The 15996-nt window shown below is 66.9% G+C and carries 15 protein-coding genes; 5 read left to right on the forward strand and 10 right to left on the reverse strand.

Annotated elements, in window-relative coordinates; genetic code table 11:
• Positions 1–41: 41 nt before the first annotated feature.
• A complete protein-coding gene (locus ACFYTS_RS16510) occupies positions 42–965 on the reverse strand; it encodes an NADP-dependent oxidoreductase (protein WP_387304960.1) in 924 nt (307 codons plus the stop codon).
• 66 nt (positions 966–1031) lie between these two features.
• Between ACFYTS_RS16510 and ACFYTS_RS16515 the strand changes: the two genes are divergently transcribed.
• The gene (locus ACFYTS_RS16515; protein ID WP_357274683.1) at positions 1032–1454 is read left to right on the forward strand and encodes a helix-turn-helix domain-containing protein; all 423 of its coding nucleotides are present in this window, start codon (positions 1032–1034) and stop codon (positions 1452–1454) included.
• 12 nt (positions 1455–1466) lie between these two features.
• On the opposite strand, the gene ACFYTS_RS16520 is transcribed toward ACFYTS_RS16515, so the two are convergent.
• The 3 genes from ACFYTS_RS16520 to ACFYTS_RS16530 all read right to left on the reverse strand — a co-directional run bounded on the left by ACFYTS_RS16520 (position 1467) and on the right by ACFYTS_RS16530 (position 6076).
• Positions 1467–2105, reverse strand: coding sequence for a class I SAM-dependent methyltransferase (locus ACFYTS_RS16520; protein WP_387304961.1), 639 nt, complete (start codon positions 2103–2105; stop codon positions 1467–1469).
• Positions 2106–2114: 9 nt separating this feature from the next.
• Positions 2115–4040: a DUF6301 family protein gene (locus ACFYTS_RS16525; RefSeq protein WP_387304963.1), complete on the reverse strand. Its 1926-nt coding sequence runs from the start codon at positions 4038–4040 to the stop codon at positions 2115–2117.
• Between the two features lie 116 nt (positions 4041–4156).
• A complete protein-coding gene (locus ACFYTS_RS16530; RefSeq protein WP_387304966.1) occupies positions 4157–6076 on the reverse strand; it encodes a CocE/NonD family hydrolase in 1920 nt (639 codons plus the stop codon).
• Positions 6077–6532: 456 nt separating this feature from the next.
• On the opposite strand from ACFYTS_RS16530, the gene ACFYTS_RS16535 reads away from it, so the two are divergent.
• Positions 6533–6892: a hypothetical protein gene (locus ACFYTS_RS16535; RefSeq protein ID WP_387304968.1), complete on the forward strand. Its 360-nt coding sequence runs from the start codon at positions 6533–6535 to the stop codon at positions 6890–6892.
• On the opposite strand, the gene dnaB is transcribed toward ACFYTS_RS16535, so the two are convergent.
• The 5 genes from dnaB to rpsF form a co-directional block, all read right to left on the reverse strand.
• Entirely contained in the window at positions 6889–9534 is a 2646-nt protein-coding gene (dnaB, locus tag ACFYTS_RS16540; protein WP_387304971.1) for a replicative DNA helicase, read from the reverse strand. The genes ACFYTS_RS16535 and dnaB overlap by 4 nt on opposite strands.
• 490 nt (positions 9535–10024) lie before the next feature.
• Positions 10025–10480: a 50S ribosomal protein L9 gene (gene rplI / locus ACFYTS_RS16545; RefSeq protein WP_357274672.1), complete on the reverse strand. Its 456-nt coding sequence runs from the start codon at positions 10478–10480 to the stop codon at positions 10025–10027.
• A 17-nt stretch (positions 10481–10497) separates the two neighbouring features.
• The gene (gene rpsR / locus ACFYTS_RS16550) at positions 10498–10767 is read right to left on the reverse strand and encodes a 30S ribosomal protein S18 (RefSeq protein ID WP_040814320.1); all 270 of its coding nucleotides are present in this window, start codon (positions 10765–10767) and stop codon (positions 10498–10500) included.
• A 61-nt stretch (positions 10768–10828) separates the two neighbouring features.
• A complete protein-coding gene (locus ACFYTS_RS16555) occupies positions 10829–11386 on the reverse strand; it encodes a single-stranded DNA-binding protein (RefSeq protein WP_120739211.1) in 558 nt (185 codons plus the stop codon).
• 103 nt (positions 11387–11489) lie between these two features.
• Complete coding sequence (rpsF, locus tag ACFYTS_RS16560) at positions 11490–11780, reverse strand: 30S ribosomal protein S6 (RefSeq protein ID WP_357274669.1); 291 nt, start codon at positions 11778–11780, stop codon at positions 11490–11492.
• 237 nt (positions 11781–12017) lie between these two features.
• Here rpsF and ACFYTS_RS16565 point away from each other — a divergent pair, with 237 nt between their 5' ends.
• The gene (locus ACFYTS_RS16565; protein ID WP_387304975.1) at positions 12018–13436 is read left to right on the forward strand and encodes a hypothetical protein; all 1419 of its coding nucleotides are present in this window, start codon (positions 12018–12020) and stop codon (positions 13434–13436) included.
• Here the strand turns inward: ACFYTS_RS16565 and ACFYTS_RS16570 are convergent.
• Complete coding sequence (locus ACFYTS_RS16570) at positions 13338–13898, reverse strand: CGNR zinc finger domain-containing protein (protein ID WP_387304978.1); 561 nt, start codon at positions 13896–13898, stop codon at positions 13338–13340. The genes ACFYTS_RS16565 and ACFYTS_RS16570 overlap by 99 nt on opposite strands.
• Before the next feature lie 84 nt (positions 13899–13982).
• Between ACFYTS_RS16570 and ACFYTS_RS16575 the strand changes: the two genes are divergently transcribed.
• Both ACFYTS_RS16575 and ACFYTS_RS16580 read left to right on the forward strand, forming a co-directional pair.
• Positions 13983–14921, forward strand: coding sequence for a DMT family transporter (locus tag ACFYTS_RS16575; RefSeq protein WP_387304981.1), 939 nt, complete (start codon positions 13983–13985; stop codon positions 14919–14921).
• Between the two features lie 99 nt (positions 14922–15020).
• Positions 15021–15983, forward strand: a complete 963-nt coding sequence (locus ACFYTS_RS16580) for a DUF389 domain-containing protein (protein ID WP_387304984.1) — start codon at positions 15021–15023, stop codon at positions 15981–15983.
• The last annotated feature ends 13 nt before the right edge of the window (positions 15984–15996 follow it).

The raw sequence follows: 15996 nt of genomic DNA on the forward strand, positions 1-15996 counted from the left end.
TCCGCGCGACGGTATGCGGGCGGGCGCGCCCGGCGCATCAACTATCCCAATGGCCGGATAGCCGATCGGTTCCAGGAGGTCAGCACGATTTTGCCGCGCACCCGCCCGGACTCGCCCAGCGCGTGCGCCGCGGCCGCGTCGGCGAGCGGCAGCACCCGGTCGATCACCGCGCGCAGGCGACCGGCCACCACCAGCTCGGCCACCCGGGCGAGGTCCGCGCCGGACGGGGTGAAGTAGTGACGGTGGTAGCGGGGATCGTCGAGCGCTTCCTCGCCCTGGGCGTCGATCACCCGGCCGCGCGGGGTGAGCACGCGCAGAGATCGGGCCGCGTAATCGCCGCCGACCAAATCGAAGGCCAGGTCCACGTCGCGCACGGCGGTGGTGAAATCGGTTGTCGTGTAATCGATCAGCTCGTCGGCGCCCAGGTCGCGCAGGAATTCGTGGTTGGCGGTGCGGGCCGTGCCGATCACGTACGCGCCGCGCTCCTTCGCGATCTGCACCGCCAGATGGCCGACGCCACCCGCTGCCGCGTGTACCAGAACCCGCTGTCCCGGTTCGACGTCGGCGAGAGCCTGCCACGCCGTGAGTGCCGCGGTGGGCAGCGCGGCGGCTCGGACGTGATCGAGTCCGGCGGGCTTGTCGGCGAGGAATTCCGCAGGGGTCACCGTGTATTCGGCGTTCGCGCCCGAACGGCTGACGACATTGCCGAAAACCTCGTCCCCGGGCCGGAATTCGGTGACCTTCGCCCCGACTTCGGCGACCACGCCCGACAGGTCCAGGCCCAGGGTGAACGGCGGCGGGCCCAGTTTGGTGATCGCGCCGGAGCGCAGTTTCCAATCGGCGGCATTGATCGAGGTGGCCTCCACCCGCACCAGCACCTCACGTGCGCCGGGGCGCGGCCGTTCGACCTCCACTGTCTCCAGAACGCCGGGTCCGCCGAGGGTGCGCTGACTGATCGCTTTCATGATCTCGATCCTGCGCGGGATAGTCTCCATCGGGAAGAAGGCACTCTTTTGATCCCGAGGTACCTCATGGATACCGTCTCCGACTGGGAGCCATCCGGAAATCTGGTCGACAGCTACCTGCGGCGCTGCCCCGCCCGCGATGTGCTCGCGGTGCTCGCCGACAAATGGGTGCTGCTGGTGCTGGGCACGCTGCGCAAGGAGGGCGGCCCGATCCGGTTCAACGAACTGCGCCGCCGCCTCGACGGCATCACCCAGAAGGTGCTCACCCGCACGCTGCGAGACCTGGAACGTGACGGGCTGGTCCGGCGGACCGTGTACCCGACCGTGCCGCCCCGGGTCGAGTACGCGCTGACCGAACTCGGCGCGGATCTCGGGCACATCACGCACGCCATGGGACAGTGGGCGCTGCGGCACGCCGATGAGATCGCCGTCGCCCGAGCCGCTTTCGACGAACGGGCGGCCCGCGAGCCAGAACCGGTCAGCTCCTGAACCCGGGTTCGCTCACACCTTGACCGCCAGCACGGTGGCCTGCGGGGTGCGCTCGTCGGGGCGGGCCTCCCGGGCCAGCGTCGCGGTGGCGCGAAAGCCGTGCGCGGCCAGCGCTTCGGCGAACGTGACCGGAGCCCAGCGGTAGGCGGGGGCGACCTTGTGGTCGTAGTCGTGCACGCCGGTCGGTTCGTCGGCGGCCTGGAAGCCGAACAGCGCGTGCCCGCCGGGTCGCAGCACCCGGGCGAATTCGGTCAGCACATCGGGAATCCGGGTCGGCGGGGTGTGAATGATGGAGTACCAGGCCACGATTCCGGCCAGCGACTCGTCCTCGAACCGCAGCCGCTCCATCGGGCCGACCTTGAAGGACAGGTCCGGGTACTGCTCGCGGGCGATCCGGATCATCTCCGGCGACAGGTCGATTCCGGACACCTCCAGTCCGGCCGCCGCCAGATGCGTGGTGATCCGGCCCGGACCGCAGCCGATATCGGCGACCGGTCCCGCCCCGTGCTCCCGCACCGTGTGGGCGAACGCGTCGAGCATCACGGCGTCGAACGGGTTGTCCTGCAACTGCCGCCGGAACATATCGGTGTACAGCTCCGCGACCTCGTCGTACGCGTCCCGGGTAACCCTTATGTCCGCACTGTCCACCATGTTTCGACTCTAGGCCTCCGTCGGCAGTGCCCCGATCGCGCCCGTGGACGGTGCCCGAACCGGCAGGTACTCGCCGTTCAACAGCACCCGCAACCGGGCCTGCGGCGGCATCAGGGTGCGCAGCGGCAGGATCGCCAGCCGGGCCAGACGGCGCAGGTCCCGCGGCAGCGCGGGCAGCTGAAGGTCGATGTGCCACAGCGGATAGCGGTGATCGGGATGCTGCCAGCCGTCGCGCAGCATGAACTTCAACACGCGCGGCGACAATTCGCGGGCGGTGGCGGTGGCCAGTTCCAGGCGCAGCAGGTCGCCGTCCCGGTCGACCCGGGCCCGATGCGGGTCGCCGGCATCGACGGTGAGCTGGCCGGAGTCCGCCAGATCGGTGATGAGAGCGGCCAATTCCTCGTAGCACTGCTCCCATTCGCGATCGTGCGCGCGATACGCGGCCCGCTGCTGCTCGATGATGAGGCGGCGGTCGCGTTCGCCCGGCCGCACCAGATACAGCTCCACCGTGTCGGCCTCCGGAACCAGGCCCAAGGTGAGGCGGCCCTCCGGCCAGGCCGGTCCGTACGCCTGGCCCAGCACCGCGTGCCGGGGCGCCCCGAACTCGGCACGGAACCCGTCCAGCGCACGGGCCCGAGCGGCGGTGCGCTGCGCCGCGACCTCGGCGGGCAGGCCCTCGTCGTAGAGGAAGGATTCGATGCTGTCGCTGAGCGTGACGCAGACCGCCTCGAGCCGGTCGCCGTCGAAGCAGAAGCGGGCGCGCGGATCGTCCACGTGGAGCGCGGTGTCGGCCCACACCGTGCGCTCCCCGACATCGGTGTCGTACACCGGTTTCCAGCCCACGGCGGCGGCGAAACCGTCCAGGTCGGCGCGGGTCCAGGTCCACTCGAAGGCGCGGGCGGCGCGGGCGATCTCGACGCCGGCGGGCACATCCACGCGCAGCGGCCCGGCATCGAATTCGGAGACGGCGTGGCGGCGCAGGAATTCCGCGCGCTGGGTGCGGGAGGTCGGGTGCGGCGGAATGCCGAGCGTGCTCACCTCCAGGTCGGTGCCGCCCTCCACCCAGGCGTCGGCCACCAGTTCGGTCGGTGCGGCGACCCCGACCGCGCGCAGCGTGTCGGTGGTGCGCAGGGCCAGCCCGCTCATGGCGACGGTGCCCGCGCGCCGGGAGAGGCCGCGCGTCCAATTGCCCTCGCGAGGCGGCGTCCAGCCCAGCTCGATGAGCTGTCGTTCCAGTTCGGGGCCGTAATACCAGGCGGGATCGATGAATTCGCTGCGGGCCAGCTCGCCCGCCAGCTGCTCCGGCCCGGACTCGAACTGCACGAAGCGCCCACCGGGCGCGGTCACCAGCAGTCGCCCGTCGAGCGGCAGCGTCTCCAGGAATCCCGCCAGGCTCTCGGCGAACCGGATCCAGGGGCCCACGGCGGCGCGACGGCGGGCGGCCTCGTGGCGGCGCTCCATCCAATACCGTTGCGCGGTCGGGTTCACCAGCAGCAGGTCCACGGTGTCCGCGCCGATCGTCAGACCCGCGAAGACATTCGGGAAACGCCAGGCCAGGCCCTCGGCGGGACCCGCGGCGGTGGTCTCCGGATCGCCCCAGCGGGTGGTGAACTCCGCGGCGGCGCGGGCCATGGCGGCGGCGAGCAGGTCCCGGCTGCGGGCGTCCGCGGGATCCGGGCAATCGGAGATGGCCACGCGCACATGGTCCAGGCCGCGGTCACTGCCCCAGAACATGGCCGAGTCCCACCACACCGGCAGCCCGGTGCGCGAGAAGACCGGACCGTTGCGGAGGGTGCCGACCGGTTGCGGCCCGGTCCAACCGACCAGTCGGGCGAATTCCGCGGCATTCCCGGAACCCCAACGCCAGCCGAACCCCGCGGCCGCACCGACGATCTCGACCGCACCCGCGATATCGACCCGTACCTCGAATCCCACCTCGCGACACTAACCCCGGCCCGGCCATGTCGGGAAACTACGCGGCCGCGACTATTATGTAAGCGGCCGGCGCTTCCCACGGGGCGGACAACTCACGGGAAGCCCGGCCACGGTCTTCAATGCTCGGTCGGGAATCGCGAACTTCCCGCGTCGCCCGCCGGAATGATCGGCAGCACCAGCGCCGACGGATGGTCCGGGTCGTGATAGACGGTTTGCGTCGCGACCTGCGTATTCGTGTTCTCCCCGAACGGATCACCGGTATTCGGATTCGGCGCGAACTGCGGAAAATCGCTGCTCGACACCTCCACCCGGATCCTGTATCCCGCTTTCACCAGATAACTCGTCGGCCAGATATCGATCGAGTACTTGTACGGCTGCCCCGGCACGATCGGCGTCGGATGCTCCAGCGAATCCCGGAACGTCGCCCGAATGATCCCATTGTTGAGGTTCACCGTGGACCCGTCCGGCGCCACCGCCACCAGCTTCGCCGTGAAATCGGTATCCGGCGCACTCGAGGCCGCCCACAACGTCATTCGAACCGGACCGGTGATCTCCGTATCCCCCGGCATCGGCGCGGTCGTATAGGTGAGCACATCCGACCGCTGCTCCACGACAAACTGATCCACCGGCCCCTGCGGGCCCGACGACGCCCCGCAACACGAATGCCCGCCCGCGCTCGGCACCGGATTCAACGGGTCGTACTCGAACCGATCCGGCTGCTGCGGATCCTTCGGCGCCTCGGCGGTCAGCGCGCCCGTCCGCCCCAGCATCGAATTGCCGCCGTTCCCGGACAGGTAGTAGGTGGTCCAGCGGGTATTCGGCAACGGCCACGCCGACGCCGACTTCCACTTGTTCGCGCCCATCACGAAATAGTCGACCACCGGCCGCCCGGAAACCTTGTTGTCCTCGCCCTTCAGGAAATGGTCGAACCAGGCCAGCATCAGCTCATTGATCGGACTGTCGCCCGCCGCCCCGGTCGCGGCCAGCAGGGGCGTCGTCACCCCGCTTCCGGGCCGACCCCATCCCAGGTGATCCCAGGGCCCCAGCACCAGCCGCTGCCCTGCCCGTGCCTCCGGCGAACCGCCCCCGGCCACCATCCCCGTGAAGTTCTCCACGCCACCGGCCAGGAACGCGTCGTACCAGCCCTCGAAATTCAAGACGGGGACTGTGACACTCGCGTACCGGTCCCGAATGCTCCACTGCTTCCAATAGTCGTCGCGGGTCGAATGCCGCACCCAGTCGTAGAACCACGGCGCGATCACCGGATCCCCCGGGTGCAGCGGCGGAAACTGCTGATACGGGCGGAAACCCAGCCACCGGGTGTAGTTCGCGCCGTCGGCCGCCAGCTGCTTGGCGGTGCCGGTATCGCCGCGATTGGCGGCCGCGCTCGCCCCGATCGTCTCCATGGCCCACGGCTCGACGAACCCCAACCGGAACGCTCCGCCCTCGTAAGTCCACCCGTCGTAGTAATCCGAGGCGGTATTGGCCGGAACGATCGTGGTCAGATGCGGCGGCGTGCTGATCGCCGCAAGCCATTGCGTCGCACCGACATAGGACGACCCGTACATCCCGACCTTGCCATTCGTCCCCGGCAGCGCGGCCGCCCACTCCACCGAGTCGTAGCCGTCGGTCATGTCGTTCCCGAACTCGGTGAACACCCCCGCCGACCGACCCTGTCCGCGAATATCCTGCACCACAACGAGATAGCAGTGCGAAGCGAACCACTCCGGCGTCCGATACCGGTACGGCTGGATCTGCGCCGCCGCCTTCCCGTACTGCGTCCGCATCAGCACCACCGGCACCGCATCACCGGTCCTCGGCCGATACACATCGGACTTCAACACCACCCCGTCCCGCATGGTCGCGGGTACGTCCTCCTGCTTGTCCACCGCGCACGCCCCACGCCCACCCGCGGGCGGCCAGCTCCCCGCGTCCTGCGGCCCCGACCCGCCGCCGCTCCCGCACCCGGCGGCGATCAGCGCGACCACCGCTCCCACCTGTGCGATCCGGCCACGCCGTCGCCCACTCCGGGTCATGAATCGACGGTAACGCCGCGCCCACCCCCACCGGCCGACAATCGCTCAAACAGAATAGGCAAGGCCAGCACACCCAGCCCCAGCCACTCCCGCCGCCCAGTAGCCGCCGTCTTGTCGGTGATATCCACGGTAGGTCCTTTCGCAGGTTCGACCGAACCGACGAATAGGACCCCCTCGGATGGACAGGCTAGTTTCCGGCGTAGACGGAAACCCCCTGTGCAACAAGGTTCTCAGTACCTGGAACGGATGCCGAGAAGACGTCCTGTTCTCCAAGATCGGTCACGTCGGCGATCCGATCCCAGAACACATCGTTGGGTCGTGCGCCTTCACGTGGCGTCCGGCCGTTCGCTGGAGATGGCAGCCGATTCACAGCTATTGACTGTGAGCGGCTGGCGACCGGCAGAGGCACTCGGAGTCAACGACCGGGTTGCCATCCCACGTTGGATCCCGCAGCCCGTGAGCGCCATCGAAATGCCCGATCCCGAGGTGATCCTGTTGGCTCACATGATCGGTGATGGGTCCTGCGTGAAGCGCCAGCCCATCCGCTACGCCAGCATCGACGAGGAGAATCTGGCTGCCGTGACAGCGGCTGCCTCCCACTTCGGTATCACTGCCGTCCGCGATTCCAGAAGTTTCTTCAGTGATATAGAAGTCCCATTATCGGCGCGGAAGACTTGTGCCGATTCTGCTAGACCGCCCAGTCTGCAGGACCCAAAGGTTTTGGTGCGTCTACCGGATGACTCCTCGGGAGCATGGTTTGTCTGCACGAACTCAATGTATCTCGAATCCGTGTTCGACGGCAGCGAATTATGCTAACCTCGTGCCATATCGACGAAGCGACTCAGGTGCAATTGGTGAGCAACGGTAATCGTCGCAGTAGGGCCGTTTCGGTGCTTACCCAAAATTAAATCCGCTTCGCCGCCGCGAGGGTCATCTCGTTCGAATGCATCAGGGCGATGCAACAGAATAACCATGTCGGCATCCTGTTCAAGCGATCCCGACTCGCGCAAATCGGACACCATGGGCCGCTTATCCGTCCGCTGCTCAGGACCACGGTTGAGCTGCGAAATCGCGATCACAGGCACCTCCAGTTCCTTCGCCATGAGCTTCAGGCTTCGCGAAAATTCAGAAACTTCCTGCTGTCGCGATTCAACCTTTTTACCTGAACTCATCAGCTGGAGATAGTCCACCACGATAAGGCGCAGATCGTGCCTCTGCTTGAGCCGTCGGGCCTTCGCCCGAATTTCCATCATCGTCAGGTTCGGCGAATCATCCACGAACAGCGGCGCTTCGCTGATTTCGCTCATGCGCCGCGCCAGCTTGGTCCAGTCGTCGTCGCTCATACGCCCCGAACGCATATCGCCCAGTTTGATTTTCGCTTCCGCGGATAGGAGGCGCATGACGATTTCGGTGCGGCTCATTTCCAGGGAGAAGATGACGCTGGCCATGCCGTGCTTGATGGAGCAGCTGCGCATGAAATCCATGCCCAGGGTGGAATTGTGAGTCGGGATCATCGCTCGGCTCGCGAGGTAGAGATGATCCGCGTTGTCCACCTCCACACAGCGGACCGGGACCGATGCGATCGGACGGACATCCACGATGAAGCGCGAGCTGGAGCGTGATGTAGTGGCCGCGCCACGTCGTTGCTTGTGCAGCAGCTCTTTTCGGCTCAGACCGAAGACCTCGTCCTCGGTGGCGAAGGTCAGGGTGTAGGCGGTCGAACTCGCTTCGGTACGGCCTCGGACTCGCTTGGTCGACAGCTGGCAGCGGTAGCCGAGGCTCACGATCAGCTCTTCGGTATCCCGGGCAAGCTGCTCGTTGGTCACTGCGAACTGGACCGAGCCGCCCTTGGTGACGGTCCCGTCGGTGTCGAGCAGGCCGGCGAGCAGGGCGCGTCGTTGCGTCTCGGAAGCGCGCAGGTACTCGGCAGGAATGTGCTTGTCGTTGAGCACCCCGATGGTGCGCAGACGAGCTTGCACGCTGCCGACGGAATTGCGGCAGGACTGGCACAGACGCAGTCCGATGGACGGGCCGCCGCACTGCGGGCAGGTCGGGCTGGGCGCCGGACCGGAGACGAAACGAGCTTTACCACCGCAGGATCGGCCGCAGGTGCGGACCTCACTGGTGAATGGGATGAACTCCGTACCGCAGACGATGCAGTCGCGCGGATCGATCGGCGCGTCCTCGGGTAGCCGGAGGCTGTAGCGCAGCGGTGCGGAATCCGAGTGCGTCGCCACGATGCCCTCGTTCTCGATCCGATACACGATCTCGGGGTCGGCCGTGGTCAGCTGCGCACACGCCGAACTACCGTCGCCGAGCCAAGCGCCCAATGTGTACGGGGGCAAGAGCAGGTCGCGCTCGGGCAGTTGCAATGCCTCGGTGTTCACCACCGAGTGGTTGAGCCGTCGATCGGCGGTCGTGCAGCGCACAGTGGCCGCGATTTCGGCAGTCGTCCGCACTTCCGCGAAGGTCTTCTGATTCCGATGCCGGTTCTGGCCGGTGGCGGCCTGCTGCGCCGACCGGCGCGAGGATCGTGTCTCGGTGAGCCACTGATGTTGTTCGTCCGCGACTATGACTGTGCCGTCCGAGAATTCGACCTCGTAGCAAGGGCGGTCCAGCATCACTTCGGTGGCGGCAACCACACGTGTGGGTCGGCCCTGTGCGTCCAGCAACTCGTCGCCGACCTTGACCTCGCCCATAGTGGTCCAGCCGCCCGGTGTCGGCAGCGGGGTATCGAGCGCGAGAGCCTTGCCCACGCCGGGTCGGGCCGCGACGATGACCATCTGGCCCGGGTGGAGGCCGTTGGTGATCTCGTCGAGTTCGGTGAAGCCGGTGGGGACGCCGAGGGAGATGCCACCTCGGGAGGCGATGGAGTCGAGTTCGTCCATCGTCGGCTGGAGGATGTCGGTGAGGGGTGCGAAGTCCTCGCTGGAGCGGCGTTCGGTGACGTCGTAGAGCTCGGCCTGGGCGCGGTCCACGACCTCGGCCACGTCCTGGCCGTCGGCGCCGGCGTAGCCGTATTGGACGATGCGGGTGCCCGCTTCGACGAGGCGGCGTAGCACCGACTTCTCCGCGACGATCTCGGCGTAGTAGCCGGCGTTGGCGGCGGTGGGGACCGTTTGGGTCAGGGTGACGAGATACGGTGCGCCGCCGATGCGTTTGAGTTCGCCTTTGCGGTCCAAGGTGGCGGCGACGGTGACCGGGTCGGCGGGTTCGCCGCGGCCGTAGAGGTCGAGGATGGCGTCGTAGACGGCCTGGTGCGCGGGGCGGTAGAAGTCGCCGGGGCGGATGACTTCGACGACGTCGGCGATGGCGTCCTTGGACAGCAGCATGCCACCGAGAACGGATTGTTCCGCCGCCATGTCGTGAGGCGGCTGACGGCCGAAATCCTCACCGGGAGCGTCGGGATAGTCGGAGTGCCCGTGATCGTCGTGGCCGCGATCATCGACGACTGCCATGGGCTCGACCGTCCTCTCTGCTCGCGCCGCAACGGCGTGCAAGACCCGTTGTACGCCAGCGCACCGACATGTTGGGACCGCCACGCTCGAGCCGTGGTCACGACCTCGAAGGCGAACCTAGGCGACCGGACGGTGACCCGCCAAACCGAGCTGTGTACACACCTGTGGATAACGTGGGTATTGTTCACCGCCTGTTGTGCACCCCCTGTGGAAAACTTGGGGACAACAGTCGATTGCGCTGCTCAAAGCGCTGGTAGTGGCGTAATTCTCATTGTTCGCAGCTGTGGATCAATTTCGTGCGGCGTGTCGCTGGACGGCAACGGCCGGGCGTGTTGGGTTAACGAACGGTCACACGGGTGTGACTGGTCGCACAACGAAAACGGTTGGTTTGCTGGGCAATCCACAACCGATCCGAAATCTGGCGATTCCTGAGCAAACAAAAGAAATCGGAGGCCGCCCCCACGGGTGAGGCGGCCTCCGATCAACCGAATTACTCGGCGGCAGTGACCTGCAGGTCGACCTTGGCGACCACATCCGGGTGCAGATGCACCACGACACCGTGCTTGCCGGTGCTCTTGATGTGGGCCTTCGGCAGCTCGATGCTGCGCTTGTCGACGACCGGGCCGCCGGCGGTCTTGATCGCCGAGGCGACGTCGGCCGCGGTGACCGAACCGAAGAGCTTGCCGGTGCCGGCGGTCTTGACCGCGAGCGACACGCCGGTCAGGCCCTCGATGGCCTGCTTCAGCTCGTTGGCGTGGTCCAGGTCGCGCACGCGGCGGGCATCCTGTGCCCGGCGAATGCCCTCGACCTGCTTCTCCGCGCCACGGGTGGCGACAATCGCCAGGCCGCGCGGGAGCAGGAAGTTACGGCCGTAGCCGTCCTTGACTTCCACGGTGTCGCCGGGCGCACCGAGGTTGTCGACATCAGCGGTGAGGATGAGCTTCATAGCTGTGTCTTCCTTTCTCAGCGAGCGGTGGACACGTAAGGCAGCAGAGCGACCTCACGCGAGTTCTTCACGGCGACAGCGATATCGCGCTGGTGCTGGACGCAGTTGCCCGTCACCCGGCGCGCGCGGATCTTGCCACGGTCGGACACGTACTTGCGCAGCAGCGCGGTGTCCTTGTAGTCGATCTTCGCGCCGGCCGTGTTGTTCTTCTTGCCGGCCTTGTCTTCCTTGCAGAAGGTGCAAGCCTTCTTCTTCAGCACCTTTTCGCGTGCCGGTGCTTTGGCCATGGTCTTTCAACTCCGTAATTTTGGGAATCCCGCCGAAGCGGATTCCGGGGAAAGCCGTTGTCTAGAACGGCGGTTCGTCGTCCATGGGCCCGCCCCCGAAGGAGCCGGCCGCGGGGGCGCTGCCCCACGGGTCGTCGCCGGCGCTCTGGCCGCCACGACCCCCACCACTGCCACCACCGGAGAAGCCGCCGCCGCCTTGCTGGCCGCCGCCGCCCTGTCCGCCACCGCCGAAGCCGCCGCCACCACCGCCACGGGTGGTCTTGTTGACCTTCGCGGTCGCGTACCGCAGGGAGGGACCCACCTCGTCGACTTCGAGTTCGACGACCGTGCGCTTCTCACCCTCGCGGGTTTCGTAGGAGCGCTGCTTCAGTCGTCCGCTCACGATCACTCGCGAGCCACGGGTCAGGCTCTCGGCAACGTTCTCCGCAGCTTCACGCCAGATGTTGCAGCGCAAGAAAAGCGCTTCGCCGTCTTTCCATTCATTGGTATTACGGTCGAACACACGGGGAGTCGACGCGACCGTGAAGTTCGCGACGGCCGCTCCCGCGGGCGTGAATCGAAGCTCGGGGTCAGCCGTCAAATTGCCGATGACGGTGATGACCGTGTCGCCCTGGGCCATGGTTCCTCCTGCTTTCCGGTGCAGTCCGCAATGCGCTCGCGTTCACCGGTCAGCCTAGAGATTGGCACCGACGGTTACGAGCGACGTCGCGGGAGGACTGGTCTTACTTCTTGTCGAGGCGCAGCACCTTGGTGCGCAGCACCGACTCGTTCAGGCCCAGCTGGCGATCGAGCTCGCTGACGGTCTCGGACTTGGCGGTCAGGGTGACGACCGCGTAGATGCCCTCGGCCTGCTTGGCGATCTCGTAGGCGAGACGACGGCGACCCCATATGTCGACGTTGTCGACCTTGCCGCCCTCGGACCCGACAACACCCAACATGTTGTTCAGGTTCGGGCCGACGGTGCGCTCATCCATCGCTGGATCGAGAATAACCATCACTTCATAATGACGCACGGACCTCATCACCTCCTGTGGACTGTGAACGGCCCACGGACTGTCCGTGGGCAGGAGGGTTCGTTGCGTCAGCAACCCGACAAGGCTACATGAGCGGCCGCGATGAACGGAAAAGGGGTCCGGACGGCGTTCACGGCGCCGGATCCGGGGTAGATAACCAAGGCGTGGCCTGCGAAATCGGGCCAGTCCAGATTTTGAACAGGCGAACACGCCGACCAGCCACCTAGGGTGATGCCCATGCCGAATCGACCCGTCGTCAGCGTTGCGGCCGCGCCCCGCCGTGGCGATGCGCGCGGGTCGATGATCGCGGTCGTCTCGACGCTGGTGTGCGGGCTCACCTTGCTGATCGCGTTCGTGAACAAGGCGCGCTGCGCGGTCGGCCCGTATGACGAATCCGGGCGCAGCGCGCTCTTCGACGTGATCAAGGATTCGGACGTCTGTTATTCCGACATCCAGTACTTGTGGCTGGGTCGCGGCATCGATCACCACGTCTTTCCTTATATAACCGGCGGCATCACCCCGGACGGTCAGCTGACCGGCGGCGCGGTGGAGTATCCGGTGCTCAGCGGCCTGTTCATGTGGATCGGCGGTATCGGCGCGCATACCGACGCGGCCTTCCTGTGGCATTCGGCGCTGCTGCTGGCCCCGTTCGCTTTGTTGACCGCGTACCTGCTGGCCCGTATGGCCGGTCCGGCGGCATTGTTGTGGGCGGCCGCACCGCCGTTGGTGCTCTACGCCTTTCACAATTGGGAACTGCCGGTGGTCGCGACCGCGGTCGCCGCGTTCTACGTGATGACGACGCTGACCCGGTATTCCCTGCGGGATCGCGCGATCGCCGCGGCGGTGTTCCTGGCGATCGGCTTCTGTTTCAAGTTGTATCCGGGCATCTTCGTGCTGCCGTTGCTGATCTACGTGCTGCTCGGTGAACATCCCTTGCGGGAGAAACGATTCGATGTGCGCGGCGCGCTGATGGTGGCCGCGACCGCGATCGGCACGGTGGTCGCGATCAATCTGCCGTTCGCGCTCGCGGGTTACGACGGCTGGCGCGCGTCGATCACCTTCCAGCAATTGCGGCAGGCCGATATCACCACGAATTCCATCTGGTACTGGGGATTGCGCCCGCTGTTCGGTCCGTCGCAGGAGTCGGAATCGGCCTTCCAGCACGTGGTGTCGGTGCTCTCGCCGACGCTGGTGGTGGCGTCGTTCGTGCTGGCCTGCTGGCTGGGGGTGCGCCGGTATCGGCTGGCCGGGGTGTATCCGTGGATCGGGGTCAGCGGCGCCATGCTGTGTGGATTCCTGTTGTTCCACAAGGTGCATTCGCCGCAGTACACGCTGTGGCTGATCCCGTTCCTGGTGCTGTTGCGGGTGCCGTGGAGCCTGGTGATCGCGTATCTGCTGGCGGATCTGTGTATCGGCGTCGGCGTCTTCCGCTACTTCTACGAGCTCGGGTCGGGTCACCCGTACGAGGTGGAGCAGTACCTGGTGCAGATCGGCGTGTGGGGCCGGGCGGTGCTGCTGCTGGTGTTCTTCTTCGTGTTCGTGTCCGCCTCGGAGCGGTCACCCTTCCGTATCGGCGTTCCGGGCGCGGAAAGCCTTGCCCTTGGCTCGGTTTCCGCAGACCGCCATATCGCACCACCGGCGCGAACCGCCGCGTGAGGTGTCCAGGTAGAGGCGGGTGCAGGCGTCTCGCCCGCATTCCTTGAGCCGTTCGCGTTCCGGGCCGCCGAGTAGTTCGACGGCGGAGCGGGCGATGGCGGTGAGCGCCGTTTCGATGGTCCCGCCGCGGGTGACCGAACCGTCCGCGCGCAGCGTGAGTTCGGGCAGGCCGGCGTGCGCGTGCCGGTTGAGCAGCGTGCGGTCGGCGTCGGCGAGGGGTTCGCCGTGCAGGGTGGCCTGCATGAGCCGCCAGGCCGCCTCGCGTAGCGCGAGCGCGGGTTCGAGGGCGTCCGCGCAGTCGGGCGCGGTGTCGAGGATTCCGGCCGCGACGGTCCATTCGCCCAGGTCTTCGGCGCTGGTGAGGCGTTCGATGAAGGCGGTGCGCCGTTCCTGCGCCGTGCCGATGAAGTTCAGCGCGAGATTGCCGCTGACGAACAGGTGCGGGTCGGCGAACGATGACATGTCCCGATCATAACCCCCTTGACAGGTTATGTGACGTGGTGCGACGGTGATAACCACCTGAACGGGTTAGCGCTTGGAGGGATCATGGAGAACCGGCTCTTGGACGTCGCGGGCCCACCGGCCCTGATCCTCATGTGGAGCAGCGCCTTCATCGCCGGGATCATCGGCGTCGGCGCGGCTCCGCCGATGCTGGTGCTCTTCGCCCGATTCGGCATCGCGGGCGCGCTGCTCATCGTGTTCGCGCTGCTGACCCGTGCGGTCTGGCCGCGCGGCCGGGTGCTCGCGCACACCCTGGTGGCGGGCCTGCTCATGCAGATGGTCCAGTTCGGCGCCTTCTACACCGCCATGCACGAGCACGTCACCGCCGCGGTGATCTCCCTGGTTCAGGGCCTGAGCCCGGTGGTGATCGCGGTATTCGCCGGGGCCCTGGGCGAATCCGTGAGCGCGCGGCAGTGGCTGGGCTTCGGGGTCGGCGGCCTGGGTGTCGGGCTGGCCGTGACGGATCAGTCCAGCTTCTCGCTGCCGGGCCTGTTGCTGTGCGTCGTCGGTCTGCTCGGACTCAGCCTCGGCACGGTCTACCAGAAGCGCTTCACGCCGGAGATCGATCCGCGCACCGGCACCGCACTGCACATTGCGGTGAGCGCTCCGTTCGCGGGCGCGATGGCCTGGGCGGGCGGCGATTTCCACATCGCCGGGCCCGCCCGCTTCGCCGGTTCCATGGTGTGGATGGTGCTGGTGAACTCCATCGGCGCGTTCCTGCTGCTGAACACCATGCTGCAGCGCTGGGACACCACCCGCGTCAGCCGCTTCTTCTTCGCCATCCCGGCCGTCACCGCCGTCATGGCTTGGTTGGTCATCGGTCAGCCGTTGCGCCCGTTGACGATTGCCGGGCTGGCGGTCGGGCTGTTGGGCCTGGTCCTCGCCTCCCGGCGCGCCGCCGCGGCGCCCGGCCCGGAACATGAGTTGGAACCCGCCGCCGCGCCCCACCGCATCGAGGTCGGCCCGCATGTGCAGCGGGTGTGAACCCGCGCGGCAGGGTCGTGGGGCGCGAATTCGCTGACATCCCGCCCGTTTCGTATTGCCGGCACACGATCCAGGCCCCGCGACGGGCAGACTGTCCACATGCTGCACCTGCGGATACTCTCCCCGGCCGCCATGACCGACGACGTGCTCGAGGTCCTCGAATCCGATGACGCGGTGACCGGATTGGTCCTGGTCCGCGGGGCGGCACTGCGTCCGCCCGGCGACTTGATCACCGCGCAGATCGCCCGTGAGGCCGCCAACGATCTGGTGGCGCGGCTGCGTGAGATGCGGGTGCACCAAGAGGGCAGCATCGAGATCGACCAGGTGGGTACCTGGCTGTCGCGCAGCGGGTTCGAGGCCGAGGTGCGTACCCCGGGCAGCAGTACGGATTCGGTGGTCTGGGCGCAGGTGGCGCAGCGAGCCTACGACGAAACCGAGTTGAACTGGACTTACCTGAGTTTCCTGACGTTGGCCATCGTCATCGCGAGTATCGCCATCATCACCGATTCGCAGATCCTCACCGTCGGTGCGATGGTGCTGGGTCCGGAGTTCGGCCCCATCGCCGCGCTGGGGGTAGCCCTGGTGCGGCGGCGTTTCGTCCTGTTTCGACTGGCCTTGCGCACCTTGGTGTTCGGCTTCGTGGCCGCGATCGGCGTCACCATCGTTCTGGCGCTGATCGGACGGGCACTGGGCTGGATCACGGTCGCGCAGGTGACCGGCCCCCGTCCGGCCACCCATTTCATCTACACGCCTGACAAGTGGTCGTTCATCGTGGCCGTGGTGGCGGGTGCCGCGGGCGTGCTGTCCATCACCTCGGCCAAATCGCTCGGCCTGGCGGGTGTTTTCATCTCGGTGACCACGGTGCCCGCGGCCGGCAATATCGCGCTCGGCGTGGCCGTCGCCGACGGTGCGACGGTCTGGGGCAGTCTCGCGCAGCTGTTGGTGAACATCGTCGGAATGGCGGTCGCGGGCTGGTTGACCCTGTGGTTGCAACATGTGCTGTGGTCGCAGGTATCGGTGCGGCGGGCCAAACACCACGCCATCCCGCGCCGCATGGTGTGAACGCGCGAGCCGC

The organism is Nocardia sp. NPDC004151 (assembly GCF_042874235.1).
Taxonomy (GTDB): domain Bacteria; phylum Actinomycetota; class Actinomycetes; order Mycobacteriales; family Mycobacteriaceae; genus Nocardia.